Genomic DNA, 24,481 nt, shown 5'->3' with positions numbered 1-24,481 from the left:
CGGCTCCGGAGCGCCGCCCCGTCCCCCGCGGATGGGACGGCGCTTCGATTCGCAGGTCCAGGGACGGCTCGATGCCCCTCTACTTCGCCTACGGCGCGAACATGGACGCCGTCGCCATGGCCGCGCGCTGCCCGCGCTCGACCCTGGTTGGGCAGGGTCGCCTGAACCGGCACCGTTTCATCATCATGCGCGAGGGATACGCCTCCGTGGTGCGCGACCCACGCGCGACCGTGCATGGTATACTGTGGGATCTGGCACTGGGGGACGTTCCGGCCCTCGACCGCTACGAGGGCGTCGCGTCCGGCCTCTACGTCAAGGCGATGCAGCCGGTCTCGGTTTCGGGCGGCGCGAAGCGGGCGCTGATCTATCTCGGCGGCACCACCGTCACCGGCGCGCCCCGCCCGGGCTACCTCGAAGCCGTCCTGGCTGCAGCCGCCGCCGCACAGTTGCCGGCGGCCTATCGTGCAGAGTTGCAGACCTGGCAGCGCGGTCGCGCCGGTTGAGGCGCGAGCCAGGGTGGTCCTCGCTTGCCCAAACCCTGTTCGGGAGCTTCGAAAACCTGCCGATCTCGAACGGCATCCTGCGCGGTCGGGCCTCTCTACATCAGTGTCGTGCTATCGCGTCTTTCGGCCTCCCGCTGCCCATCGACGCCACGAAGGACAAGACTACGATGCCCGAGAACCGAACCGTCGCCGCGATCATCCAGGGCCGGGTCCAGGGAGTCGGCTACCGGGTCTGGACGCGGAACGAGGCGGATCGCCAAGGCCTCTCCGGTCATGTCCGCAACCGCCCGGACGGGTCCGTCGAGGCCCTGTTCTCGGGAGCTCCCGACGCCGTGGCGCGGATGCTGGAGGCCTGCCGCCAGGGGCCGCCGGGCGCCCGCGTCACCGACATCGCCGTGACGGAGGACGCAGCAGCACCACCGGAGGCCGGATTCGCGATCCGCTGACGCTTCGTCCCGGGTGAGACACATCCGGCCCCCCTTCGTCTGGACAGGGCCTCGCCTTCCGCGCTAGCGCCCCGGCGGGACGCCCGGCGATCGGTCGTCGAGAGACCGGACGCGATGCTGACCGCCGACTTCTCCTATCTCGACCTCGGGGCCCTCAGCTACTTCGTGGCGGCCTGGGCCGGCTACGGCATCGCGGTGGCACGCATGCGCGGCCGTCGCACCAGCCTCAGCCAGATCATGAACGCGCAACGGGCGGAGTGGACGCGCCAGCTCATCGGGCGCGACAACCGCGTCGTCGACACCACGATCAACGCATCCCTCCAGAACGGGACGGCCTTCTTCGCCTCGACCTCGCTGATCGCCCTCGGCGGCGTGCTGACCCTCTCGCGCTCGGGCGACGATGTCCTGACCCTGTTCGGCACGCTCCCGTTCGGCGCCGTCGCCACGCGCCTGACCTGGGAGATCAAGGTGGCGGGCCTCGCGGTCGTCTTCGTCTATGCCTTCTTCAAGTTCTCCTGGGCCTACCGGCTGTTCAACTACGGTGCGATCCTCCTCGGTGCGGTGCCGCCCAAAGGGTCCGGCGCGACGCCGGAACAGATGCTCCGCGCCGCGCGCAAGGCAGCCGCGATGAACATTGCCGCAGGAAGTCACTTCGCGCGGGGCCAGCGCGCCTTCTTCTTCGCCCTGGCCTATCTCGGCTGGTTCGTGAGCCCCTGGCTGCTCATGCTGACCACGACCGCGGTGGTGCTGGTCATGTGGCGACGGCAATTCGCGTCGCGAATTCGCGCCGCCCTGCTGGCGGAAGACGACGGGACAGGGCAGGGATGGCAGCCATGACGATTCCCAAGAAGCCGACGCGCCAGCGCACCTCCTCTCCGAAGATCCCCGCCGCGAAGGCGCCACCGGCAGCGCCTCCGAAGGCCGCAGCGAAGGCGGAGCCGAAATCGACGGGCCGTCCCGAACGCAAGGGGCCGTCCGAGGCGCTGATCGCGGAGACGATCCTGCGCCTTCTCGCCGCCCGCGATCCCGGCAAGACCATCTGCCCGTCGGAGGTAGCCCGGGAGCTCGGCGGCCCTCAGCCGGACGACTGGAGCCCGCTGATGCAGCCGATCCGACGGATCGCCGTGCGGATGACCAAGGCCGGTGAAGTCGCGATCCTGCGCAAGGGCAAGCCGGTCGAGGATCCCGACGATTTCCGCGGTATCTACCGGCTCGGCGCCGCGGCCACGGCATCGGACGAGGCCTGAGGCGCCGGCAGCAGGGCGTCGGTGTAGCCGCTGAGCCGGTAGGCGATCAGGCCGAACCACTCCTTCGTCACAATGTCCAGGAGCGCCAGCCCCTCGGACGCGAAGGCGTTGACGCGCAGGACGTCTTTCCAGCCGCCGGTGCGATAATCCACCGGATAGGCCGTGACTCCGAACCCGGCCTCGCGGAAGCATCCGATCGCCCGAGGCATATGCCAGGCCGAGGTGACGAGAAGCCAACGGTCTCCCGGCTGCGGCTTCACCATGTCGGCCGTGAATTGCGCGTTCTCGCGCGTATTGCGGGAGCGATCCTCGAGGATCAGGCGGGTGCGCGGAAGGCCCATCGTGTCGGCGTAGCGTCCGACGATCTCGGATTCCGACGCCTTGCTGCCCGTGAGACTGCCGCTGCCGCCAGTGAAGACGAGGCGGCTCTGCGGATAGCGACGGGCTAGATCTGCCATCGCGACCTGTCGCTCGGCCGCGTCGTTGAGGAGCAGCTGCCCTCGATCCGCCGAGAGCCGGGTCTCGATCGCGCCGCCGAGAACGATGATCCCGGTGATCGGGGCACCATCGTCGACGAAGGCGGGAAACCGCTCCTCGAGGGGAAGGGCGATGAGGACGGCCAAGGGTGACAGGCCGGCGATCAGGAGAACCATGGCCGCCAGGCCGCCGATCCAGAGCCCGCTCCGAAGCCATCCCCCAGCCGCCAGCCCGATCCCCATCAGCACGAGAAGGGCGAGGGCGTTCGAAGGCGTCACGAGGAAGTACAGCAGCTTCGACAGCGGAAAGAACATGCGCGGGCAACCTGAGCGGGCGGGCAGGTGAGGCGTGATACCGCAACGGCCGCCGCCTTGTCCCGCGCGTTACTGTGGTGTGCGAACCGAGGCGGCGGCACTCAGTCGTCGGACAGCGGCAGATCGAAACACTGTCATCGCCGGGCTCTGCGACGGGGCTGACAAATCCGTCCCGTATAAGACCTAAGCAGGGACCACCGATTGCACTTGGTCCGCGAACGGCTTAGGTTAACCCTATGGAGTGGGATAAATTCCCACGGGTAATATTGTCAATGCCACGCTTCTTTATCGACCTCCACGACGGAGCCAACTTCGTCAAGGACAAGGTCGGCTTCGAATTGCCCAACGAGGACGCGGTGCGCACGAAGCTCGTGCGCATCATGGCCAAGATCGCACAGGAATTCAGCGTCGATACCGAGCGACAGGACTATCTGGCGATCGTGCGCGGCGAGGAGGCGCAAGTTCTGTTTCGGGCCCATCTCTCGCTCGATATCGAGCGGGTCGACGGTGCGGTCGAGGTCGTTCCGGAAGAGCCCTGAAACGTTCGCCTCACTGGGAGACGCCTGTCACGAACCAGCGAGGATTGACCGGGCCGCGTTCCGTGTCGGACGGGCTCGCGCGATTTGAGCGTATATCCGGGGCCCAACGGCGCCGTGACGCTCACACGATCGAGTGATCGTTCGGCAAGGGGCAACCGACCGACGCCTGTCGAAAACCGAAGACCGTTCATCAGCTTTGCCGAGACATCCTGGGGACACGCACGCGTCTCACCGTCCGTAGATATCCTCGACGCGGATGATGTCGTCCTCGCCGGTGTAGGAGCCGACCTGCACCTCGATCAGTTCCAGGGGGATCTTGCCCGGGTTGGTCAGGCGGTGCATCGAGCCGATCGGCAGGTAGATCGCCTCGTTCTCGTGCACCAGCACCACCGCCTCGTTGAGCGTGACCTCCGCCGTGCCCTTGACCACCACCCAGTGCTCGGCCCGGTGGAAGTGCTTCTGCAAGGACAGCCGCCCGCCCGGCGTCACCATGATCCGCTTGACCTGGAAGCGCTCGCCCAGGTCGATCCGCTGGTACCAGCCCCAGGGCCGGTACATCCGCCGATGCGCGTCCGCCTCCGGGTGGCCCTGCGCGCGCAGGCGCGTGACCAGGTCCTTGACCTCGCCCGAGCGCGCCTTCGAGGTCACCAGCACGGCGTCGGGGGTCGTGACCACCACCACGTCGTCGAGCCCCACCACCGTGGTCAGGTGCTCGCCCTCGCTGTGGATCAGGCTGCCATGGGTGTCGATGGTCTCGACCCGGCCCCGGACGGCGTTGCCGTCCGCATCCTGCGCCAGCACCGCCCAGACCGCGTCCCAGGTGCCGACATCCGACCAGGGGAACGAGACCGGGCGCACCCCGGCATGCCGGGTCCGCTCCATCACGGCGTAGTCGATCGAGGTCTTGGGCGCCCGCCCGAAGGCCGCCGCGTCGAGGCGCACGAAGTCGAGGTCGGTCACGGCCGCATCGAGCGCGGCGCGGGTGGCCGCCAGGATCTCCGGGGCATGGGCCTCGAGCTCGGCCAGCATCACGTCGGCGCGGAACAGGAAGTAGCCCGAGTTCCAGAGGGCGCCCTCGTCGATCAGCCGCAGGGCGCCGGCGTGATCGGGCTTCTCCACGAAGCGCTCGACCGCGTGGTTGCCCGCGCCGCCCGAAAGGGCGGCACCGACGCGGATGTAGCCGTAGCCGGTGGCGGGCGCGGTCGGGGTGATCCCCAGGGTCATGATCGCCCCGGCCCGGGCGCCGGCCGCGGCGGCCTGGGCGGCGGCCACGAAGGCGGGGGTGTCGCCGATGACGTGGTCGGCGGCCATGATCAGCACGACGCTCTCGGGGTCGCGCCGGGCCGCGTGCAGGGTGGCGACCGCCACCGCTGCGGCCGAGTCGCGCCGCTCGGGCTCCAGGATGATGTCGGCCTGGATGCCCGCCTGCTGCAGCTGCTCGGCGACGATGAAGCGCGCGTCGCTGCTGGTCAGCACGGTGGGGCGGGCGAACACGCCCGTATCGGCCAGGCGCTGGGCGGTGGCCTGGAAGGTCGAGGTCTTCGGGTCCACCAGCGGCGTGAACTGCTTGGGCATGCTCTCGCGCGAGGCCGGCCACAGCCGCGTGCCCGAACCGCCGCAGAGGATGATCGGATGGATCAGTGCGCCAGCAGACTCGGACATTCCAGGGGTCGCCTCATTGTGAGCTGCACGCATCGGGTGGGCCGCCATGCCGCAAACCCCGTACCGACCGGCCCGTTACCGAACAGTCTACACCATTCTCCGCCAGCCGAGACACGCAGGCGACGATGGGCTTGCCACCGGTCAGCTCAAGGTTGGCATCGCTTTGGCGGCAGCGGTCCGAAGGCGATTCAGCACCCCCGGACTTCCCGAGCTCAACGTCGTGGCTTCAGGGGTTTGCGCGCCATCGGCTGCGGCCGGCCAATCGGCTTGCGGGGTGTCTGCGCAGCGAGGGCTGCGCGTGCGATGTCCTGCGGACGCGGTGCCCCGCTCGCGATCCGCTTGAGCGCTTCCGCCATCTCCTCAATCATCTGGGCCGATTCACCCTCGAGGGTTTCCTCCGCCCTGATCCCGTTCAGTTCCGGGGCGATCTCCTCCGCCGCCTCGCGCAGTTCATCGACGAGTTCGGCGGGCGACCAACGGGGATAGGACGTTTGCGGCATGCCGTATCATGCCAGGACGCCCGGGCTCCGACAACGCCGGTGCAGCCGAACGGAGACCGGAATCAAGCCGCATGCGGGCCGATCGACGACGAAAAACCCCGCCGCGACGATCGCCGGGCGGGGTCCTCTGCGGTCACGGGACCTCAGCGGCCGCCCGGTCCACCATTGGCGCTTCCGTTGGGGAAGGCCTGCTCTGGCCGGCTCGCATTGCCACCGGCGGCCGAGTTGGTGGTCACCGTATCGGCGCCCGTGGCCCCATACGAGATCACCAGGTCGCCGCTATTCCCGGTTGTGTTGGGCTGATTCTGAATGACGACGCCGCGTCGACCGTCGGGGGGCAGCAATCCCTGCGCCAGCGCGGATGACGTCATCAGGATGGCGAGCGCACCCGCGCTCAGCAAGGGAGCGGACATCTTCGTGGAAATCCTCAGGGAATCGATCTGACACGTCAACCCGCGCGATCGGACGGCTGTTCCTGTGACGAAGCCGCACCCTGCGGCGCGGATCCGTGTCGTTCGATCACTCGCCCGCCCGGATCCTGTGCGCGCCGTGGAGCGGCGCAGCCCGGGTCCGGAAGGCGCGGGTCAGCGGCGCCGATCCGCGTTCTCAGTTCGGCCAGCAGCGGCGACCGTAAGGTCCCAGATGGAACCCGATCGGACAAGCGCGGCCGCGGCGATAGCCGCCCCATTGTCCACCGGGCCGGCACCCGCCGTAGGGGCCACGGTGGGCGTAGGGGCCACATCCGCCGAAGACCCGGATGATCTGCGCACCGCCTTCGTTGATGGCCATCGCATTCTGGACGAGGGGAGCGGCCGAGGCGGGAACCGACAGGACGGCCAGGATGACGGCGGGAATGAGGGTTTTGAACATCGCGGATTCCTTCTGCCCACGGAGGGAGCGGTCACGGCGCACGCCGTCGCTGGCGCGGCCGATGCAGTCAGAATCCGTGCGCCATCCTTCCGCGATGTGACCGATCCCTTCGACAAAGTCGCGTTTTGTAACGGCGATACCGAGGGCCGGTCCGACTGTCAGGCGATGGCGGGCAGGGTGACGACGACCTTGGCACCGCCGAGCTCGGACGCTTCGGCCACGATGGTGCCACCGTGGGCTTCCGCGATCTGCCGGGCGATGGCCAGCCCCAGGCCCGATCCGCCCGTGCCACGATTGCGGGAGCGCTCGACCCGATGGAAGGGACTGAAGACCGCCATCCGCTCCGCCTCCGGGATTCCCGCGCCGTCATCCTCCACCACGACGTGGCACAGCATGCCTGTTCGTCCCACGGAGACGGCGATCCGGGTACGACCGAACTTGACGGCATTGCCGATGAGGTTGGCGATGACCCGGCGCAGGGCCCCCGCATCGCCCGCGACCACGGCGTCGGAGACGTCCTCTCCGGTCAGGTGGATGTTCGCACCCTGGGCCGCGTGTTCGGCGATCTCGACGGCGACGACGTCGGCGAGGTCGACCGCCGTCCGTCCCACCTCGACGGCGGTGCCCCTGGCGAAGGCGAGGGATGTGTCGATGAGCGTCGTCATCGCGTCGAGATCCTCGATCAGGCGGTCGCGACGCTCCGGGTCCGAGACCCCTTCGGCCCGAAGGCGCAAACGGGTCAGGTAGGTCTTGAGGTCGTGGGAGATCGCCCCGATCAGGAGCGAACGCTCGCTCAGGAGACCGACGATCCGCTCCTGCATATCCTGCACCGCACGCGAGAGTCGCCGGATCTCCGGCGCACCCTGCGGGGAAACCACGGGCTCGAGAGCGCGGCCATCGAACCGGGTCACCGCGGTCGTGAGGCGGCGCAGCGGCGCCAATTCATGGCGCGTACCGACGAGGACGAGCCCGGCCACAACGACGCCGAGGGCGGCGACCCACCGGCTCAACGGCTGTCCCAGCATCCATGGCATCAGCGAGCGATGGCGCTCGATGGCCGTCACGATGAGGGTTCGACCATCCGGAAGAGTATAGGTGGCGGCTGCCAGCCGACCCAGCACCCGCCGACCTTCCTCCTTCGGAACCGCGGCAGGATCGACGCCGCGACGCAGCATCTCCGCCTCCGTGAAGGCCTGGATCCGGCCGCTCTCGTCGCCGGTCAGCCAGCGTAGACGGGCCTCCAGGCGCGGCTCCCGAATAAGATCGGCATCCAGGGGAGGGGTATCGGCGATCTCCGCCCTCAGTGCCTCACCGCTCACCGCCTTCAGGATGGCCAGTCGCTGGGCCGGGTCCGCATCCCGCAGCAGGGTCATGATGCCCGCGGCTTGGTTGAGGCGCGGAAAACGCGTGGCATAGGGATAGCGCTCCTGGCGTCGCTGCCAACCGTCGAGCGCCACGGTGGCGAGCACCAGGAGCGAGAGCGCGCCCAGCAGAAGCAGCATGATCCGCCCGAGCAGACCGACCCGGCCCATCATCCGGCGGGCTTCACCGACGCAGCCAGGATGTAGCCGGCGTTGCGCACGGTCTTGAGCAGTGCCGCAACCGCGCTGCCCGAGGCGTCCAGTTTGTGGCGAAGCCGACTCACCTGCACATCGATGGTGCGGTCGAAGGCCTCCGCCGTCCGGCCGCGGGTCCAGTCGAGGAGCTGGTCGCGCGAGAGCACCCGCTGCGGCCGGGTGACGAAGCATTGGAGCAGATCATACTCAGCGCTGGTCAGGGCCACCTCGGTCCCGTTCTGCCCGATCAGGACACGGCGCGCGGCGAGGTCGACCGAGAGGTCGGCAACGCACAGGATTTCCGGATCGGCCTCGACCGTCCGGGACCCACGCCCCTGGGTCCGGCGTAGGACCGCACGGATACGGGCCAAGAGAACACGCGGGTTGAACGGCTTCGAGACGTAATCATCCGCGCCCATTTCGAGGCCGAGCACACGGTCGATATCCTCGTCCTTCGCGGTCAGCATCACGACCGGGGGGCCGCCGGCGTCGCGCAGGCGACGGCAGATCGAGAGCCCATCCTCACCGGGCAGCATCCAATCGAGAAGGATCAGGTCCGGTACGGGGCCGGCTGCGAGATGGCGGTCGAGGCTGGTGCCTCCGCTCAGGCCGACCACGCGTAGACCCTCGCCCTCAAGATACTGGGTGAGTTGCGCACGGATATCGCCGTCGTCCTCGACGATGACGATGCTGGGAGGCTCGCTCATGGGGCGAACTTAAGCCGACGCGGGAGAGCGGCAACGGGAAAAATCCCCTCGTTACAAATCGTTACATGCTCTCGAAGCGCGGCACCGCGGAGGCAGCACGTCCCGGAAAACGGGGCTTCGGACGCTTCCCCGGAGACCGGGTCTTACGGTGTGGCAGCCTGACGGGGGCGCTGCCGAGAGCGGCCGTGCGTGCGGTCGATCCAATCGGGCTCTCAGCCTATCGCGCAGTTGCACCCCGGTGCCGGCACGCGCCTCTCGATGCCCCCGGGCCTGCGGAATGCAGCCCCTCAATCACGGTGTGGGCAGCCGCAACCCCACCTCGTTCCGGCGCAGGAACGGCACCGAGAAGGGTGGGTCGTATCCCATGAAGACCGGTCCACCCGTCCATGGCCGGGCAGCCGCCTGCAGCACATCCTCGAGAATACGGGCCTGATCCCGCCGTACCTCGGGGGATACCCGGCCGGAGAATCGGAGCACCGCCATCCGCTCGGGTGGAACCCGCACCAACCGGACCCCGGCCTCCGTCGGCTCGGGCGCGCCGGCCTCCGATACTTTCCGTGGCAGATAGAAACGCATCGTTCCGCCATCGCCCTGCTCGACCGGCACCGTCATGGCGATCAAACGTCCGTCGGTCTCCACCGGAGCTGTCATGGCGATGCGGGCGGACCCGGTGTTTGCGCCGGTGATGTAACGGAACAGCCGGCCGAATGCCTGCCCGTCCATGGCTCCATGCGCGTCCGTCTCCACGGCGATACGACCGTCGTAGGATCGCACTTCCACGCCGCGGTCGAGTCGCTCGACGACCGTGTAGCGCGGTTGCTCGTAGACCGAACGAATACCGACGACCGAAAGCACCGACTCGAAGACAGTCACGAGGTAGTAGAGAAACTTGTCCATGGCAGCGGCCCCGAGCCCGTGGTCCGAAGCGTCAAGCCACACGATCGGATGCCGTTCCGGGACGTTTCGAACCAGCGGCGCAGAAGGACCACCGGCGCATGAGGAGCGCCAACTCGTCTTCCTGTCCCTCAGACCTTGTCCACGAAGCGGACGGTGCAATCCGGGTATCCCGCCACGAGTCCGGCTCCCCGGGTTCGGCCGAGGGCCATGCAGGCGGTGGAGAGGCCGTCCGCGAGAAGCCCTGTCGGAGCCGTGACGGTGACGGACGACAGGCCCCTCGGCGAATGCCCGGTCGTGGGATCGAAGATATGGTGGTCGGCATGATCAGGTGAGAAGCTCATGCTGTAGTCGCCCGACGTGGCGGCGAAGCCCGTGAAGGGGGCGATCACGCCTCCGAGCGCTTCGGGCCGGCGCGGGTCGGCGATGCCGAGCCGCCAGGGCGTTCCGTCCGGATGCCCGCCGACGGCCCCGAACTCTCCGGTATCCACGAAGGCGTTCGCGATGCCCCGGCTCCGCAGAGCGTCCATCACCCGGTCGGCGGCGTAACCCTGGATCACGGCGTTCAGCGTCAGCGCCATCCCGGGCTCCAGGACGATGCGATCCGGCGCCAGGACGACGCGGCGCCAGCCGATGCGGGCGACGGCGGCCCGGAGTGCGGAGGCCTCCGGGCTCTCCCCCCGGGCGGCGGCCTCGGCCCAGACCGGCCAGAGCGGCTGCACGGTCGGGTCGAAGGCGCCCTCCGTCCGGGCGGCGAGGGCGAGGGCGAAGGCGAGCATCCGGGTCAGGGCCTCGGGCGGATCGTCGAGGCGTCCGACGCGATTGAGGTGCGACAGGGCGCTGTCGGCCCGAAACAGGCTCGCTGCGGCCTCGACCCCGCGCATGGCCGCGAAGGCGTCGCCGAGTGCGGCCTCCAGGGTTGGAACGTCGGGCCCGGCGACGGTGAGGGAGACGACGGTCCCGAAGGCGAGACCCGCCCGGCTGCGGCTTACGAGGCCACGCCGTTCCGCGAGGGCGCGAAACGCGCGCGGACCGCCGGCCGCCCCCGCGGCGAGCGCCGCGAGGCCGAGGAGGACGGGACGCCGCCGGAGACGTGGACGTCGTCGCATCGCCGTCACTCCGCGGCCATCGGTTGGGATTCGCGGCGGCGCCGCTTGGCGGCCACCACGTCGGGCACGCATTGCCTGGGATCGTGAATGATCGTCACGCAATCCATGCATTGGAAACATTCGGGGTAGTCGATCCCGCCGTCCGGGCGGATCGCCCCGTAGCGGCAGCGAACCTTGCAGAGCTGGCAGGGACTGCCGCACTCGACCCGCCGGGGAATCCAGTCGAGCATCCGCAGGCGGCCGAGCAGCGCGAGGCTTGCGCCGAGCGGACAGAGATAACGACAGAAAGCCTTGTAGACGAAAAGGTTGAGCACCAGCAGCCCGACCGCGTAGGCGACGAAAGGCCAAGCCCGTACGAAGAACAGAGTGATGGACGTCTTGAACGGCTCAACCTCGGCGAGGCTGTCGGCGAGGGGTGAGCCCGTCGCGGCCGCCACGACGAGGCCGGCCAGAAGACCGTATTTCAGCTGCCGCAAGGCACGGTCGAGCCAGAGCGGCACCGCGACCTGTCGGATGCGCAGGGGTTTTGCCAGCAGTGCGACGAACTCCTGCAGCGCGCCGAAGGGACAGAGCCAGCCGCAGAACGTACCGCGTCCCCAGACGATGAGGCTCGCCAGCGCGAAGGCCCAGATCAGCAGCGACGGTGGGTCGTAGAGCAGGAACGAGAGGTCGCGGGTCGAGACCGCGGCCCGCGCGAGACCGATCACGGTGACGATCGAGAGCTGTGCCTGGGCGTACCAGCCGAGGAACGCCAGGGTGAATGCCAGGAAGGCGAGGCGGAACGGCGTGAACCGTCGCTGGTCCGCGACGAGGCCGCGCTGACGGACCAGCACCGGAACCAGCAGCCCGAAGGCACAGGTGACGATGCCGAGTTCCCAGGACCGGGCCCGCCACGGGTCGGTCCAGGTCGGCCCCGCCTCCGCAGCCTCGCGCTGGAACAGGGTTTCGGGCAGGAGATACGCCGCCGTGAACTCGCGGGACAGGCGCTCCACCAGGATCTGACCGCGCTCGCGCGTGATCTTCTGAGTCAGGGTCCAGGGCGAAGACGGATCGAAGCCGGCCTGCTGCACGATCCGCAGGATCGTCCAGGGGCCCGCCGGCAAGCCATCCATGCCGGCTCCGCGGCGCTCGATGGCCATGTCGCGGGCATTCACCGCCAGTCCGTCCTGGACGATGCCGAGGCGGTCCGGGATCGAGCCGAGGACGAAGTCCTCGCCGAGCGGGTTCAGAGGGCCGGCGCTGAGCACCATGACGGCATGGTCTCCAGTCCCGAGTTCGCGAATCAGGGATTCGAAGCGCGCCGTCCCGAGGAGGTTCTGCCCGATGGCCGGCACGTTCAGGTAGGCGAGGTACAGGTCGGTCAACGGTGCCTCGGGCGGGCTCTCGCCCTGACCTTCCATGGCCGTACCCTTGAAGGCGGCCTCCACCGTGGCGTTGCTGAGGGTGATGCGCCGGACCCAGCCGCGTTCCAGCAGCTGCGCCAAGGTCAACGGTTCGAAACCATCCGGTTTCGCCAGGACCCTGAGGGCAACCTTGCCGGCCGCACCGAAGCCGAGCTTGGCGCGGGCGACCGCGAGGGAGGCGGCCAGGATCGACTCGTTGATGACCCGGGTGGAGGCGGTCGCCATCGAGATCCCGTCCACCACGGCCAAGGGCGAGGCACCGGCTGCCCGGGCGTTCGGCCGTCCGACCCGGATGGAGCGGCGGGTGGAGAGGCCGACATACTGCTCCACGAAGGCGAAGAGCGGCTCGGAGCCGAGACCTTCGAGGAAGACGGGTTCGTGGTGGGAGAGCACCTTCACGTCACGGAAGCTGCCGTCGGGCGCCAGCGCGACGAGGAGATCCGGCGGCGTGCCGCCGAAGCCCGGGATCGGCGCGAGATCGATGGACTCGAACGCGTAGGCGAAGACTTCGTAGTTGCCGGCCTCCTGCTTGAGGATCGGCCAGACGGGCACGGCCTCGTCCTTCTCGCCGACCACGAGGGGGGCCGGGAACAGGGCCTCGACCTTCGCCCGGTCGAGGATGCCACCCTGGGCCGCCGGCGCGAACCATGGGAGGAGGAGGGCCAGCAGGACCGGGACAACGTGTCGGGTGATCCGGGTCCGCCAGGGCCTCATCGCGCGCTACCGGTCGCAACGGGCTCGGGCCGGGGGCGTACGGCCGCCCCCCAGGGGAAGCGGCCGACCTTGATGCTCTTGATCGCCCGCTGGGTCGCGAGGTCGACAACCGAAACGTCGCCGGAGACGCCGTTGGTGGCGAGGAGGCGGGTCTCGTCCGAGGTCAATGCGAGGTGCCAGACCCGGCGGCCGACCAGGATCATGTTCACCACCTTGCGGGTGGCGACGTCGACGACCGCCACCCGGTCGGACGGGCCGAGGGCCACGAAGGCGAAGCGTCCGTCCCGCGTGAGCACGATGCCCACGGGCTGGATCCGATCGGCCGCGACGCCCTTGATGGCGAATTCGATCGTCTCGACGACCTTTCGGGAGGCGACATCGATCACCGAGACGTCGCCGCCGATCTCGGAGGAGACCCACAGGGTGGCCCCGTCCCGGCTGAAGACGGCGTGGCGGGGTCGCTGGCCGACGGGTGTCGCATCCATCGCCTTGAGGGTCGGCACGTCGATCCAATGGACCATGTTGGTGGTCTCCGAGGTCGTCACGGCGATCCGCCCGTCCGGACTCACGGCCATGCCCTCAGGCTCGATGCCGACGTCGATCTGAGCCAGCACCTTGCGCGTCTCGGCATCCACGACGGTCGTCGTGGCGTTCTCCTCGTTGGCGATGAACAGCGTGCGCCCGTCGGGACTCAGGGCGAACTGCTCGGGGTCCTCGCCGGAGGGCAGGTTGTGCAGCAGCGTGCCGGTATCGGGATCGATCACCTGCACGGCATCGGAATCGCTCGCGCAGACGTAGAGGTGGCGGCCGTCCCGGGAGAAGATGACGCCGCGCGGCCGGCGGCCCACGGGGAAGGTCCGCACCACTTCGAGGGTCGCGGTGTCGATGACCGAGACGGTGTTGTCGCGCTCGTTGGAGACGAAGACCTCCTCGGCCCTGGCGCCGGTGGCCAGACACGCGAGGGCCGCGAGTGCGAGATGCCGGAGGATCGATGGCGGGTGCGTCATCCCTGTCCTTTCATCGCCCGGCAGGCGCTCTCGGGCTGGTCCAGGCCGAGGGTATCGAGGTCGCTGCGCTGGTGCAGGAAGCCCTCCAGCGGTGCAGAGGCTACCACCGCGCCAGGCCAGAGCAGGAACACGGGCTGGCGCATCTGACCGTTCCAGGACCGGAAGCTCAGGGGCCGGCCCTTGAACCCGCCGACTTCGAAGCGCGGCGAGAGGAGGCGGTCGCGCAGAACGGCGGGGTCGTCGCTGCGCGCCTGGATCGCCGCCTCCGCCACAGCGTGCACGCCGAGCCAGGCGGCGTAGTCGAGGGGGCGCATCGGCCGGCCGGCCCGCTTGCGGAAACGCCCCTGCAGTTGAACCGCGGCCCAGGCCTCGACCGGCCGACCCCAGGTGGCGGGGGTCAATCCCTGCGTCCCGACGACCGGCCGCGCCGCTGCGGTGTTGTAGACCAGGCTCGCGCCGAACTCGCCGCGCTCGTCGGACACCGCGACGACGTCGTGCTCAGGCCCCCGCGTCGCGAGTGCGAACTCGCGCAGGGCACTGTCGCGGATATCGGCGCCATGCGCGTCGAAGCGGGCCTCGGAGACCACCTTCACGCCGAACTTGCGGGCGCTGCGCCGGAGCGCCTCGGCGTACAAAGCATCCTCCGGGTTGGCGCCGGAAAGCAGCAGGATGCGACTCCAGCGCTTGAACGTGAGGAACTGCAGCAGCGCGTCCGTCAGCATGTCGCGCGAGGGCAGGACGTGCAGCAGGTTGGCCCGGCAATCTCCGTCTCGCAGGCGCGTGTCGGGCGCACCCGCGTTGAGGAAGAGGGTCTGGTCCGCGCCCTCCGCGTCCGTCAGGGACAAGATATCGTCGGCGGGCGCATTCACCACCACGAAGCGGGGCGCTGCGAGACCCGCAAGGGCGACGCGGATCGCTTGGCCCGGCTCGACGATAGTCGTGTCGAGAGTGAAGTGCAGACCGAGGAAGCGCCCGGTGACGTTGGCCTCCGCGAGGGCGAGTTCCGCACCCCGACGGCCCTCGTCCTCGGGCACCGCTTCCTCGTTGTTGAGGGGCGTCGGGCGTTCGATGCGCCGCTCGAGGTAATGCAGGGCAATCGGGGCCGCGGGATCGGCCAGGGCACGATGAGCGCCGAAGCCCAGCAGGACGCCGACAAGGACACAGGCCGATAGAGCGCCGGTGTGCCATGCACGCCGAGCCCGTCTCGCGCCGATCCGCCGAAGCTCCGTCTGCGTCCGCATCGCAGCCGTTCCTATTTCCACCCCGAAGCGCTTTGTTGGCGTCAGGATAGAAGGGCGATGCCATCCTCGGTATTGGACCAAGGTGCATGATGATCTCGTTGTGATGATCTCTTCGTAATCTCGCACTGCACAACAACACGAGGTGTACCAAAGCATAATGGGTTTGCGGGGAAGCGCCTGTTACCGTTCCTGCAAAGATCAGGAGGAAACGGCAATGCGGACTGTCCCCACCTATGCGGGGGGCGCGCTGATCGCGCTCGGGCTCATCTTCTCGGCATCGGTGGTGTTCGGCCATGGCGACGTACAGCCCCAGCCCGTGGACACCACCGGCCTCGAACCGCTTGGAACGGAATGGCGCGACGCCAACCCCTATCGGGGCAATGCCCGCGCCATCGAGATCGGCAGCTCCGGCTACGGCCAGAACTGCGCCCGGTGCCACGGCCTCCAGGTCATCTCCGGCGGCCTCGCTCCCGATCTGCGCTACCTGGAAAAGGGCCAGGAGGGCGACACCTGGTTCCAGGAGCGGGTCCGCCACGGAGCGATCATCAACGGCGTCACCAAGATGCCGGTCTTCGACGGCGTGCTGTCCCAGGAAGCACTCTGGGCGATCCGCAGCTACCTCGAATCCAAGCACGAGGACTGACCGTGGCCCGCCGTACTCCCTGGCTCGCCGCCCTCGTCCTGATGCTCCCGGGCGCGGTGCTGGCCCGTCCCCTCGACGAGGTGAAGGCTGCGGGCGACCTGCGCGTCGCGGTCTATTCCGACAACGCGCCCTTCTCCGAAGAGCGCGACGGGCGTCGCCAGGGCATCGACATCGATCTCGCCAAGGTCGTCGCCGAGAAGCTCGGCCTCCGGCTGGACCTGCGCCTGGTGGATGCGGGCGAGAACGTCGACGGCGATTTCCGCCTCAATCTCTGGCGCGGCGACCTCGCCGGCACGCCCCTCGCCGATCTCATGCTGCACGTCCCGCACGACAAGATCCTGGCGACGCGCAACGAACAGATCTTCCTGACCACGCCGTACTTCGACCAGCACCTGGCCTATGCCTATCGACGGGACAAGCTGGAGGGCTTCGACGCCTTGCGTGACGTGGAGGGCCACGACGTCGCCGTCGAAGGCGCGAGTGCGTCCGACATGGTTCTGTTGATGGCCGAAGGCGGGCGCTTCCGCACGAACCTCAAGCATTTCCGCAGCTTCGAGGACGCCGCAAAGGCCTATCTCGCCGGCGAGGCGCCAATCCTGGCCGGCGCCCGCCCGGGCATCGAGGCGGCACTGCACGACGCCAAGGCGCCTGCCGAAGCCAACCCGGTAGTTGAGATCGCCAGTCCCGGCATGGTCAAGACCCGCTGGGACCTCGGGGGGGCCGTGCGCTCGGATTCCCGCGACCTCGCCTACGCGGTCGGCGACGTCCTGACCGGCCTCATCGCCGACGGCACGATGGCGGCGATCTGCGCCAGATACGGCGTCGTCTACCGGGCACCGCAAGGCTACTGAAAGGACCCACGCCCTTCGAAATCGGATCCAAAAAGGCGGGTCCGAACACGAATTTCTCACCCGCTGCGCGGCCTGAGGATGCTCTGGCCGCGCAGGATACTGCGTTTTGCTCGGACTTATTGATTTGTTTCGGATTTATATTGGACTAAAGGCGAATAATAAATCTTAGGAACTTATCATAGACTTCGCGTCATAGGGCAGCTTCAATCCAAAACGGAAAGCGACCCTGACGGCCCGGAACCAACCGGTGCCGCATCCAGGAGACGGAAGGGAACGTCATGAGAATGCGCCATCAATTCCTCGGGGCCGTCGGCGCGTCGGCGCTGATCGCCGCGACCGCCATCGCGCCGGTGCGGGCGGAGGTGACGGAAGCCGACATCGCCAACGACGCCAAGTCCACCGGCGACGTCGTCACCTACGGCCTCGGCCTGCAGGCCCAGCGTTACAGCCCGCTGAAAGCGCTGAACCGCGACACGATCAAGCGGATGGTCCCGGCCTATTCCTTCTCGTTCGGCGGCGAGAAGCAGCGCGGCCAGGAGAGCCAAGCGCTCGTCAAGGACGGCGTGATCTACGTCACCGGTTCGTATTCGCGCCTCTACGCGATCGACTCCCGCAGCGGCGAGAAGCTCTGGGAATACAACGCTCGCCTGCCCGAGGGCATCCTGCCCTGCTGCGACGTCGTCAATCGCGGCGCCGCGCTCTACAAGGACAAGGTCTACTTCGGCACCCTCGACGCCAAGCTGGTGGCCCTCGATGCCAAGACCGGCAAGGTCGTGTGGCGCAAGGACATCGACGACTTCAAGGCCGGCTACAGCTATACGGCCGCCCCGCTGATCGTGAAGGGCAAGATCATCACCGGCGTATCCGGCGGCGAGTTCGGCGTCGTCGGCCGCGTCGAGGCCCGCGATGCCGAGACCGGCGAGATCATCTGGAAGCGCCCCGTCATCGAGGGCCACATGGGCGAGCTGAACGGCAAGCCCTCCACCATGACGGGCAAGGTCAACGAGAGCTGGCCGGGCGATATGTGGAAGTTCGGCGGCGGCGCCACCTGGCTCGGGGGCACCTACGACGCCGAGACCAACCTGCTGTACTTCGGCACCGGCAATCCGGGCCCGTGGAACTCGGCCATGCGACCGGGCGACAACAAGTGGTCCTCCTCGCGCCTCGCCCTCAATCCGGAGAACGGCGAGATCGTCTGGGGCTTCCAGACCACGCCGCATGACGGCTGGGACTTCGACGGCGTGAACGAGTTCGTGCCCTTCGACATGCAGAAGGACGGCAAGACCGTGAAGGCCGGCGCCACCGCCGACCGCAACGGCTTCTTCTACGTCCTCGACCGCACCGACGGAAAGTTCATCTCGGCGACGCCGTTCGTGGATAAGATCACCTGGGCCAAGGGCATCGGCAAGGACGGTCGCCCGATCTACAACGACGACTTCCGTCCCGGCGACCCGACCAAGTCCGAGGACGGCAAGAAAGGCAAGACGGTGTTCGCGGTGCCGAGCTTCCTCGGCGGCAAGAACTGGATGCCGATCGGCTACAGCCCGGAGACGAAGCTGTTCTACGTGCCCTCGAACGAGTGGGGCATGGACATCTGGAACGAGCCCGTCGCCTACAAGAAGGGCGCGGCCTATCTCGGCGCCGGCTTCACCATCAAGCCGGTCTTCGACGACCATATCGGCTCGCTGAAGGCCATCGACCCGACCACCGGCAAGGTGGTGTGGAACTACAAGAACAAGGCCCCACTCTGGGCCGGCGTCCTGACCACCGGCGGCAACCTCGTCTTCACCGGCACCCCCGAGGGCTTCCTCAAGGCCTTCGACGCCAAGACCGGCGAAGAAGTCTGGAAGTTCCAGGTCGGGACCGGCGTCGTCTCCTCGCCGATCACCTGGGAGCAGGATGGCGAGCAGTGGGTCGGCATCACGGCGGGCTGGGGCGGCGCGGTTCCGCTTTGGGGCGGTGAGGTGGCGAAGTCCACGGCCGGCATCAACCAGGGCGGCAGCTTCTGGGCCTTCAAGCTGCCCAAGACCGTCGCCGCGCGCTGAGCGACCGTACCCCGGGCGGGGGACGGCCCCGACCGCATCACGAAGCCGGGCCGCCGCTCAGTGGCCCGGCCTTGTTCCGTCAGTCCGGGATCTCGGCCGCGCCTGTCGGCTCGCGCTGCGGATTGCCGTTCTGACGCTGCCGGAAGGCGTAGAGAGCCGGGTAGGTCCGCAGGCGGGCCCGCATCAGCGAGCCAAGCGGTCGGTGCGCCGCTAGGCTGTGTCCGGGGCGAAACGACATCACGTCGTTCATGAAGTGTCGGCGCGCCGTGCCCATGGCCTCCTGCCGGGGCAGCACGAGGCGGGCCACCGGCCGATACGGACTCTCCGCTTCGGACCATTGCACCGAAGCGTCCTCCACCGGCATCGTCTCGAGATCCGTACAGAGCTGGACCCGGATCTCGAAGGCGGCCTCCTGCTCGTGGAAATACGCGACGGTGGCGTCCCGGAAGACGTCCGGATTAGCGGTATCCAGGGGATCCCGGCCCAACGCATCCTGCCCGGGCGAGACCGGTACGGCGACGATCTTGGCGACGTAGTCGCCATAGCGCAGGGCGGCCTGCGAATAGTAGCAATCCGTCAGGGGATGCCGGGCCGAGTGCCCGAAGAAATCCAGCAGGGGGCTGTCGCCGCCGGTCACGGCCTTCACCACGCTGTTGAGCGCGCCCGCCGTCGCCGCCACGGCCGCCTTCACCCCATCGGGTACGCTCCCGCCCGCGCCGGCCTCCAGGCCTTTCATGGCACCGAGAAAGCTCGCGGCCGTGCCGTTTGGGAAGACCGGTCCCGTGGCGAGGACGAAATCCTGCGTGTCGGCGTCATGGTCCGGCAGGGTCTCGCCCTCCACGCCGAAGACCTTGATCGCCAGGCCGCGGTGCGTGTGCACCTTGTCCGGCAAGTGTTCGCCCGGCCCCTGCGCGAGCCGAACGGCAGCCTCGTAGCGGCCCGGTTTCGCGAAGACGCCCTGACGCAAATCGGGCGGGAGGTCGTCGTACACCTGCAGCGTGCCCTTCAGGAAAGCCGACGCCTTGGCGTGAGACGCCCGGACCGCGCAATGTTCGCGCGCCTGGACCTTCTCGCTCGCGTGGGTCATCGCCGCGATGATCTTGGCGATCGTCTCGTCCTCGTCGGGCGCTCTGACTTCGAGGCTGTCGCTGTAGCGCAGGGGCGGGCGGGTCTCGGTCATACCGGAATCCTATCTGGGTGCCTTTCCCAGCGAACCACGCTGCTCGGCGCCGGTTTCCCGCCATGCCGCCGGGCCCTCTCACGATCGCGGCACTCAGATCGTTCCGCGTCCGCCGAACGTCCGACACTCCTGATGAACCGGACCGGATGGGGCTTGCCCTCGGGGGATTCCGGGAACACCCGGGGAGGCGTTGCGCTTCTCGAATCGGACAGGTCGGAACTGCCCGACGGACGACGGAGACTTCGAGCGCATGCCCATGCACGCCCCCCTCATCGCAGGCGCGATCCTGATCGGCCTCGCAGGATCCGCGAGCGCCGCAGAGGGCTCGGACAGGGCGGGCGAAGGGTCCCGACCGGCAGCGACCGCCCCGACGGAGTCCGAGACGACCAGCATCGGGGCCGGCGGCCTGACCGGCTCCGGTGCGATCGAGGATGGCAGCCATCGCGCCGGCCCGGACGCGACCTCGGACAAAGGGTCCGCGTCGCCCCGCCCCGGAGCCCCGGGGGCGCCGGCCGCCGGAACCACCCGCTGAGCGGGGATCCGGCGGCGAAGGCGCCTACTGGCTCCGGCGTCCGAACGAAACGGCGTAAGCCTGGACCCGCGCGTCGATCAGGGGATCGTCGGAGACCTCGACGCCGTCCGTGAGCGCGTTGGGCATGAACAGCAGCGCCTTCTCGGCCTCGGCGCTGTCGGGCACGACCTTCGAGACGGTGAGGACGCCCAGGTCGACGATCATCCGGTCCTCCGGCCAGGGCTTGGTGGCGTCGTTGGTCGGGTCGCCCGGCGCGGCGAGCTGCGCCTGGACGGTGAAGCGCGCCGGCTCCTTCGCCACGCGGGGACCGATTTCAGCCATCAGGTAATCCGGTTCGCGCTTGGCGGCCTCCTCGGGCGACAGGATGTCTTCGCCCTGGACCGGGACGAAGCGGAAGCGGAACGGTTGGCGCTTGCCGTCCTTGTCGACAAAGATGAAGGCATTCACGCCGTTGTAGGTCTGTCGCGCCAGGCTCGACGGGGTCTTGGCCGTGCCGCCGGCCGTGGCCGCGGCCGGATGGGCCGCAGTGAAGCGCTCCAGCGCGGTCGGATGCGCCGCGTCCGGACCGCTGTCCGCCACCGCCTGGAGCAGGTCGCGGAACGCCTCGCCGGTCGCGACCGGGAAGTACTTGAGCGCGTTCAGGACGACGTCCATCTCCGAGCCGTCCACGAGCTTGAACTTCAACGACATCCCGTGCGGATTGGCGTTCTTCGAGCCGTCGGGGATCGTCGGCACGCCGGTCGCATCTGAGAACCGGATCGTCACCGGAACGGCCGGCCCCTGGAACAGCGACGCCTTGCTGATCCGCGCGGCGTCGGCCGATGGGGTGAAGCTGCCTTCCGCCACCACGCCCTTGGCGTGGTTGGCGCGCTTGCCCGGATGCGACCCGAACAGCTTGTTCATGACATTGATGGTCTGCTCCGCTGTCGTCGCCTCCTCGGCAAAGGCCGGCGAAACCGTCACGACAGCAAAGGCGACACCGGCCGCGAGGGTGTACTTGATGCTCGATGAACGCATGACGATCCTTGAGGCAGCGTCGACGCTGGATGCGTCGACCGGCTGGGGTTGGAAACGTTCTTAAGCGCGAATGATGACGGTCGACAATGCCGTGATTGCTTCGCTAGGGTCGCTTCGCATCCGGCCATCGGCAACGCATTACCATCGCGCCGCGGTCAGCCGATCTCGACAGCCGGCGAGCCCGCTGCCACCATCGGGGTCCTGGCCGGGACCTCCATCACCGGCACGGATCACGCCCCCTGCAGGGCCGGTGCGTCGTGCCGGCGAGTCGGACAGGTTCAGAATGAACGTATCAGCATCCCGCGCGGTGATCGTTCAGCCCGGCGGCGGCTTCGATGCCGTCGGCTTCGGCGAGCGACCGGTTCCGGCGCCCGGCCCCGGTGAGATCACCGTTCGCCTGCGGGCGAGTTCGCTCAACTATCACGACTACGCCGTGGTCAGCGGCATGTGGGGCCCGAGCGAGCCGCGCGTGCCGATGTCGGATGGGGCGGGCGAGGTCGAGGCCCTGGGCCCGGGGGTCGAAGCCTTCGCGGTCGGTGACCGCGTGGTCAGCACCTTCTTCCCGACCTGGACGGAGGGAAGCCCCCTGGTCGAAGGGTTCGCGACCGTACCGGGCGACGGCATCGACGGGTACGCCCGCGAGCGCGTCACCGCCTCCGCCATGGCATTCACCCACGCACCGCGGGGCTGGGACCACGCCGAGGCGGCGACGCTGACGACCGCCGGGCTCACCGCCTGGCGCTCCCTGCACGGGGATGCGGGCCTGAAGAGCGGCGATGTCGTCCTGGTTCAGGGCACCGGGGGCGTCTCGCTCTTCGCCCTGCAATTCGCGAAGGCCGCCGGCGCCACCGTGATCGCGACCTCGTCGAACGAGGAGAAGCTCGAGCGCCTGCGCGCACTGGGGGCGGATCACGTCCTGAATTATCGCTCCGACGCCGCCTGGGGCGAAGCGGCCCGGCGCCTGACCGAGGGGCGCGGCGTGGACCACGTCCTCGACGTCGGAGGTCCGGCGACCCTGGAACAGTCCATGGCCGCCGTGCGGGTGGGCGGCCACATCTCGGTCATCGGCATCCTGACCGGTGTCGCCGGGCCGCTTCCCCTGGTGCCGGCCCTGCTCCGGCAGATCCGCCTGCAGGGCGTGCTCGTCGGCAGTCGACGCCAGCAGATCGAGATGGTTCGCGGCATCGAGGCCTGCGGGCTGCGTCCGATCGTCGATCGACGCTATCCCCTGGCGGACCTCGTCGCGGCGTTCCGGCACCAGGAGAGCAACCGGCACTTCGGCAAGATCTGCATCGAGATCTGATCCGCCGCCGGGCGCCTCAGCCGACGCGCAGCAGCAGGGCGATGGCCGCCACGGCGACGACCGCGAAGGTCGCCAGGATTCCACCCCCGCGGCAGGCGAACTGCCGTGGCGAGTTCTTCGGGGCGAACATCCCGAACGGATGCAGCACGCGGGCGGCGAGCAGGACGATCAGAAGGCTGCGCACCAGGGTCGGGCTGCCTCCGCTGGCCTCGAGCAGGGCGACGAGGAGGAGCGCCAGCGGCACGTACTCGCCGAAATTGCCCTGCGCGCGGATGCGCTTCTCCAGATCCTGGTTTCCACCGTCCCCATGCAGGACATCGGCGCTCAGGCGGCCGGCGACGACCCATGACGACAAGCCGACATACAGGAGGGCGAACAGGGCCGCGTAGAAGGCCGTCAGAGCGGGGTAGGTCACAGGATCAGTCCTTCGGGAATTGGTCGGATCGGCGCTCCGCAGCGGGCGCCGGCGCGGTTGTCGTCAGCGCGCCGGGGACCGAATGGTCCCAGCGCATCGACCGGGTGTCCGATGCGCCCTGTCGCTGCCATCGCGGGATCCGATCCTCGCGTCCGAAACCCCGCCGACGGATCTCAGCGCCCCGCACCGGGTTCGTGGATGGGGCATCCATTGAAGCGCTGGCGAAACTCGGCCGAGTGCTTGTACGGGGCGTTGCGGGCGCGGTTGATGTTGCCCAGGGGCTGATGGGCGGCCAGTCCCGTCCAGATGCTGAAACGCATCTCCTCGTCGACCGCCTGAACCCGCGACGGATCCCAGCTGTCCTGCGGCCGGACGGTGATCAGCCCGACCCGCTGAAAGGGGGCTTCCGTCTCGTCCCATTCCACCGTCGGATCCTCGACGGGCTGGCGCGCGAGGTCGCGGCAGAGTTGGACGCGGAACTCCCAGACGCCCTCGATGCCGCGCATCTCGGACTGCACCGTCTCGCGGATCGCATTGGGGCGACCGGAGGCATCGATCTCGGTCCCGGTCAGCGCGGTGAGCGCCGGGGCAACCGGAGCGACCGAGAACTTGGCGATGTAATCGCCGTACCGGAACGGGGTGACGCTGTAGTAGGTCTCGCCGAGGGGGTCGACGTTGGGGGCACCGCCGAGGGAGGCCAGCGTCGTGCTCTCGACGCCCACGGCCTGGAGCGCCTTGTTGACGCCCCGCAGCACCGTCGAGGCCGCGACCTTCAAACCCTCGGCCCGGTCGGTCGTGCCGGCCAGCAGCTTCAGGCTTCCGAGAAACTTCTCGGCGCTCGGAGCCTGGAAGACCTTGCCGTTGACCATGATGAAGTTCTGGGAGGCGCCCTCGGCGCCGGCCAGGCGCTCGCCCTCGACGTCGAGCACCTTCAGCGCGAGCCCCCGCGGCAGGGAGACGGCGTCGGGCAGGATGTCGCCCGCATTGGTGGACAGGCGCATGTAGACCTTGTGCGTCCCGGGCCGGGCGAACAGGCCCTGCGCGAGTTCCGCGGGCAGACCCTCATCGATCCGGAGCTCGCCCTCCAGGATGCCGTGCGACTTCGCGTGCACCGATCGCACGGCATGGCCCGAGTCCTCGGCCACCGTCTGCAGGATCTTGTCGAAGGTCTGGTTGAGCTGCGCGATGGTCTCGCCCTCGTCGGGCGTCACCACCTCGACATCGGGACTGTAGCGGACGGGGGCTTGCAAGGGCACGAACTCCGGTCGGGATCAATCCTCACATGAACCGACCGGCCCGATCTCCG

25 protein-coding genes are annotated in these 24,481 nt (G+C 68.6%); 9 read left to right on the top strand and 16 right to left on the bottom strand.

From position 1 onward, the window contains the following. Positions 1-71: 71 nt before the first annotated feature. From AC1MGR_RS18200 to AC1MGR_RS18185, 4 genes are all read left to right on the top strand, one after another. Entirely contained in the window at positions 72-503 is a 432-nt protein-coding gene (locus AC1MGR_RS18200) for a gamma-glutamylcyclotransferase family protein (protein WP_480232470.1), read from the top strand. A 167-nt stretch (positions 504-670) separates the two neighbouring features. Continuing rightward, positions 671-949, top strand: coding sequence for an acylphosphatase (locus tag AC1MGR_RS18195; protein ID WP_108034432.1), 279 nt, complete (start codon positions 671-673; stop codon positions 947-949). A gap of 114 nt (positions 950-1,063) precedes the next feature. Further along, positions 1,064-1,786, top strand: a complete 723-nt coding sequence (locus tag AC1MGR_RS18190; RefSeq protein ID WP_480232469.1) for a DUF599 domain-containing protein — start codon at positions 1,064-1,066, stop codon at positions 1,784-1,786. A gap of 146 nt (positions 1,787-1,932) precedes the next feature. Beyond that, complete coding sequence (locus tag AC1MGR_RS18185) at positions 1,933-2,196, top strand: DUF3253 domain-containing protein (protein ID WP_480234830.1); 264 nt, start codon at positions 1,933-1,935, stop codon at positions 2,194-2,196. Here AC1MGR_RS18185 and AC1MGR_RS18180 read toward each other — a convergent pair. Beyond that, positions 2,154-2,987: a YdcF family protein gene (locus AC1MGR_RS18180; RefSeq protein ID WP_480232468.1), complete on the bottom strand. Its 834-nt coding sequence runs from the start codon at positions 2,985-2,987 to the stop codon at positions 2,154-2,156. The two genes, AC1MGR_RS18185 and AC1MGR_RS18180, sit on opposite strands and share 43 nt — an antisense overlap. A gap of 272 nt (positions 2,988-3,259) precedes the next feature. On the opposite strand from AC1MGR_RS18180, the gene AC1MGR_RS18175 reads away from it, so the two are divergent. Further along, entirely contained in the window at positions 3,260-3,526 is a 267-nt protein-coding gene (locus AC1MGR_RS18175) for a DUF6894 family protein (RefSeq protein ID WP_108034435.1), read from the top strand. A 228-nt stretch (positions 3,527-3,754) separates the two neighbouring features. On the opposite strand, the gene AC1MGR_RS18170 is transcribed toward AC1MGR_RS18175, so the two are convergent. From AC1MGR_RS18170 to AC1MGR_RS18120, 11 genes are all read right to left on the bottom strand, one after another. Further along, positions 3,755-5,188: a mannose-1-phosphate guanylyltransferase/mannose-6-phosphate isomerase gene (locus tag AC1MGR_RS18170; protein ID WP_480232467.1), complete on the bottom strand. Its 1,434-nt coding sequence runs from the start codon at positions 5,186-5,188 to the stop codon at positions 3,755-3,757. Positions 5,189-5,400: 212 nt separating this feature from the next. After that, complete coding sequence (locus AC1MGR_RS18165; RefSeq protein WP_480232466.1) at positions 5,401-5,688, bottom strand: hypothetical protein; 288 nt, start codon at positions 5,686-5,688, stop codon at positions 5,401-5,403. Positions 5,689-5,831: 143 nt separating this feature from the next. After that, entirely contained in the window at positions 5,832-6,101 is a 270-nt protein-coding gene (locus AC1MGR_RS18160; RefSeq protein ID WP_108039713.1) for a hypothetical protein, read from the bottom strand. Positions 6,102-6,294: 193 nt separating this feature from the next. Further along, positions 6,295-6,558: a GCG_CRPN prefix-to-repeats domain-containing protein gene (locus tag AC1MGR_RS18155; RefSeq protein WP_108039617.1), complete on the bottom strand. Its 264-nt coding sequence runs from the start codon at positions 6,556-6,558 to the stop codon at positions 6,295-6,297. A gap of 158 nt (positions 6,559-6,716) precedes the next feature. Further along, complete coding sequence (locus AC1MGR_RS18150; protein WP_480232465.1) at positions 6,717-8,093, bottom strand: sensor histidine kinase; 1,377 nt, start codon at positions 8,091-8,093, stop codon at positions 6,717-6,719. Then, positions 8,090-8,821, bottom strand: a complete 732-nt coding sequence (locus AC1MGR_RS18145) for a response regulator (protein ID WP_480232464.1) — start codon at positions 8,819-8,821, stop codon at positions 8,090-8,092. The genes AC1MGR_RS18150 and AC1MGR_RS18145 overlap by 4 nt, the downstream gene beginning before the upstream one ends. 291 nt (positions 8,822-9,112) lie before the next feature. Then, positions 9,113-9,718, bottom strand: coding sequence for an SOUL family heme-binding protein (locus tag AC1MGR_RS18140; protein ID WP_480232463.1), 606 nt, complete (start codon positions 9,716-9,718; stop codon positions 9,113-9,115). 128 nt (positions 9,719-9,846) lie between these two features. Further along, complete coding sequence (locus AC1MGR_RS18135; protein ID WP_480232462.1) at positions 9,847-10,824, bottom strand: FAD:protein FMN transferase; 978 nt, start codon at positions 10,822-10,824, stop codon at positions 9,847-9,849. 5 nt (positions 10,825-10,829) lie between these two features. Continuing rightward, positions 10,830-12,941 (bottom strand): 4Fe-4S binding protein, encoded by a 2,112-nt coding sequence (locus AC1MGR_RS18130; protein WP_480232461.1) that lies wholly within the window; start codon positions 12,939-12,941, stop codon positions 10,830-10,832. Beyond that, positions 12,938-13,948: a YVTN family beta-propeller repeat protein gene (locus AC1MGR_RS18125; protein ID WP_108039626.1), complete on the bottom strand. Its 1,011-nt coding sequence runs from the start codon at positions 13,946-13,948 to the stop codon at positions 12,938-12,940. Before AC1MGR_RS18125 ends, AC1MGR_RS18130 begins: the two co-directional genes overlap by 4 nt. Next, positions 13,945-15,189, bottom strand: coding sequence for an ABC transporter substrate-binding protein (locus AC1MGR_RS18120; RefSeq protein WP_480232460.1), 1,245 nt, complete (start codon positions 15,187-15,189; stop codon positions 13,945-13,947). Before AC1MGR_RS18120 ends, AC1MGR_RS18125 begins: the two co-directional genes overlap by 4 nt. Positions 15,190-15,403: 214 nt before the next feature. Here AC1MGR_RS18120 and pedF point away from each other — a divergent pair, with 214 nt between their 5' ends. The 3 genes from pedF to AC1MGR_RS18105 all read left to right on the top strand — a co-directional run bounded on the left by pedF (position 15,404) and on the right by AC1MGR_RS18105 (position 18,728). After that, on the top strand, positions 15,404-15,832 hold the full coding sequence (gene pedF, locus AC1MGR_RS18115) for a cytochrome c-550 PedF (protein ID WP_108039630.1): 429 nt from the start codon (positions 15,404-15,406) through the stop codon (positions 15,830-15,832). 41 nt (positions 15,833-15,873) lie between these two features. Further along, positions 15,874-16,683, top strand: coding sequence for a substrate-binding periplasmic protein (locus AC1MGR_RS18110; protein ID WP_480234829.1), 810 nt, complete (start codon positions 15,874-15,876; stop codon positions 16,681-16,683). 278 nt (positions 16,684-16,961) lie between these two features. After that, positions 16,962-18,728: a PQQ-dependent methanol/ethanol family dehydrogenase gene (locus AC1MGR_RS18105; protein WP_108039632.1), complete on the top strand. Its 1,767-nt coding sequence runs from the start codon at positions 16,962-16,964 to the stop codon at positions 18,726-18,728. A gap of 79 nt (positions 18,729-18,807) precedes the next feature. Here AC1MGR_RS18105 and AC1MGR_RS18100 read toward each other — a convergent pair whose 3' ends face one another. Beyond that, a complete protein-coding gene (locus AC1MGR_RS18100) occupies positions 18,808-19,908 on the bottom strand; it encodes a catalase family protein (RefSeq protein WP_480232459.1) in 1,101 nt (366 codons plus the stop codon). Between the two features lie 556 nt (positions 19,909-20,464). After that, a complete protein-coding gene (locus AC1MGR_RS18095; protein ID WP_108039638.1) occupies positions 20,465-21,457 on the bottom strand; it encodes a catalase family peroxidase in 993 nt (330 codons plus the stop codon). 283 nt (positions 21,458-21,740) lie between these two features. Here AC1MGR_RS18095 and AC1MGR_RS18090 point away from each other — a divergent pair, with 283 nt between their 5' ends. Next, entirely contained in the window at positions 21,741-22,760 is a 1,020-nt protein-coding gene (locus AC1MGR_RS18090; RefSeq protein WP_480232458.1) for a zinc-dependent alcohol dehydrogenase family protein, read from the top strand. Between the two features lie 16 nt (positions 22,761-22,776). On the opposite strand, the gene AC1MGR_RS18085 is transcribed toward AC1MGR_RS18090, so the two are convergent. Together AC1MGR_RS18085 and AC1MGR_RS18080 are read right to left on the bottom strand one after the other, a co-directional pair. Then, on the bottom strand, positions 22,777-23,175 hold the full coding sequence (locus tag AC1MGR_RS18085; protein WP_480232457.1) for an MAPEG family protein: 399 nt from the start codon (positions 23,173-23,175) through the stop codon (positions 22,777-22,779). Positions 23,176-23,348: 173 nt separating this feature from the next. Then, positions 23,349-24,425, bottom strand: coding sequence for a catalase family protein (locus AC1MGR_RS18080; protein ID WP_480232456.1), 1,077 nt, complete (start codon positions 24,423-24,425; stop codon positions 23,349-23,351). Positions 24,426-24,481: the final 56 nt, after the last annotated feature.

The sequence above is a fragment of the Methylobacterium sp. BI1 genome, from assembly GCF_056680125.1.
The sequence above is the reverse complement of the archived record's forward strand: the minus strand, read 5'-3'. Positions and strand labels throughout refer to the sequence as shown.

Excerpts from the sequence above, each read along its gene's own strand:
- AC1MGR_RS18200 (WP_480232470.1), top strand. The coding sequence starts at position 72 with ATGCCCCTCTACTTCGCCTACGGCGCGAACATGGACGCCGTCGCCATG.
- AC1MGR_RS18195 (WP_108034432.1), top strand. The coding sequence starts at position 671 with ATGCCCGAGAACCGAACCGTCGCCGCGATCATCCAGGGCCGGGTCCAG.
- AC1MGR_RS18190 (WP_480232469.1), top strand. The coding sequence starts at position 1,064 with ATGCTGACCGCCGACTTCTCCTATCTCGACCTCGGGGCCCTCAGCTAC.
- AC1MGR_RS18180 (WP_480232468.1), bottom strand. The coding sequence starts at position 2,987 with ATGTTCTTTCCGCTGTCGAAGCTGCTGTACTTCCTCGTGACGCCTTCG.
- AC1MGR_RS18175 (WP_108034435.1), top strand. The coding sequence starts at position 3,260 with ATGCCACGCTTCTTTATCGACCTCCACGACGGAGCCAACTTCGTCAAG.
- AC1MGR_RS18170 (WP_480232467.1), bottom strand. The coding sequence starts at position 5,188 with ATGTCCGAGTCTGCTGGCGCACTGATCCATCCGATCATCCTCTGCGGC.
- AC1MGR_RS18165 (WP_480232466.1), bottom strand. The coding sequence starts at position 5,688 with ATGCCGCAAACGTCCTATCCCCGTTGGTCGCCCGCCGAACTCGTCGAT.
- AC1MGR_RS18160 (WP_108039713.1), bottom strand. The coding sequence starts at position 6,101 with ATGTCCGCTCCCTTGCTGAGCGCGGGTGCGCTCGCCATCCTGATGACG.
- AC1MGR_RS18155 (WP_108039617.1), bottom strand. The coding sequence starts at position 6,558 with ATGTTCAAAACCCTCATTCCCGCCGTCATCCTGGCCGTCCTGTCGGTT.
- AC1MGR_RS18150 (WP_480232465.1), bottom strand. The coding sequence starts at position 8,093 with ATGATGGGCCGGGTCGGTCTGCTCGGGCGGATCATGCTGCTTCTGCTG.
- AC1MGR_RS18145 (WP_480232464.1), bottom strand. The coding sequence starts at position 8,821 with ATGAGCGAGCCTCCCAGCATCGTCATCGTCGAGGACGACGGCGATATC.
- AC1MGR_RS18140 (WP_480232463.1), bottom strand. The coding sequence starts at position 9,718 with ATGGACAAGTTTCTCTACTACCTCGTGACTGTCTTCGAGTCGGTGCTT.
- AC1MGR_RS18135 (WP_480232462.1), bottom strand. The coding sequence starts at position 10,824 with ATGCGACGACGTCCACGTCTCCGGCGGCGTCCCGTCCTCCTCGGCCTC.
- AC1MGR_RS18130 (WP_480232461.1), bottom strand. The coding sequence starts at position 12,941 with ATGAGGCCCTGGCGGACCCGGATCACCCGACACGTTGTCCCGGTCCTG.
- AC1MGR_RS18125 (WP_108039626.1), bottom strand. The coding sequence starts at position 13,948 with ATGACGCACCCGCCATCGATCCTCCGGCATCTCGCACTCGCGGCCCTC.
- AC1MGR_RS18120 (WP_480232460.1), bottom strand. The coding sequence starts at position 15,189 with ATGCGGACGCAGACGGAGCTTCGGCGGATCGGCGCGAGACGGGCTCGG.
- pedF (WP_108039630.1), top strand. The coding sequence starts at position 15,404 with ATGCGGACTGTCCCCACCTATGCGGGGGGCGCGCTGATCGCGCTCGGG.
- AC1MGR_RS18110 (WP_480234829.1), top strand. The coding sequence starts at position 15,874 with ATGCTCCCGGGCGCGGTGCTGGCCCGTCCCCTCGACGAGGTGAAGGCT.
- AC1MGR_RS18105 (WP_108039632.1), top strand. The coding sequence starts at position 16,962 with ATGAGAATGCGCCATCAATTCCTCGGGGCCGTCGGCGCGTCGGCGCTG.
- AC1MGR_RS18100 (WP_480232459.1), bottom strand. The coding sequence starts at position 19,908 with ATGACCGAGACCCGCCCGCCCCTGCGCTACAGCGACAGCCTCGAAGTC.
- AC1MGR_RS18095 (WP_108039638.1), bottom strand. The coding sequence starts at position 21,457 with ATGCGTTCATCGAGCATCAAGTACACCCTCGCGGCCGGTGTCGCCTTT.
- AC1MGR_RS18090 (WP_480232458.1), top strand. The coding sequence starts at position 21,741 with ATGAACGTATCAGCATCCCGCGCGGTGATCGTTCAGCCCGGCGGCGGC.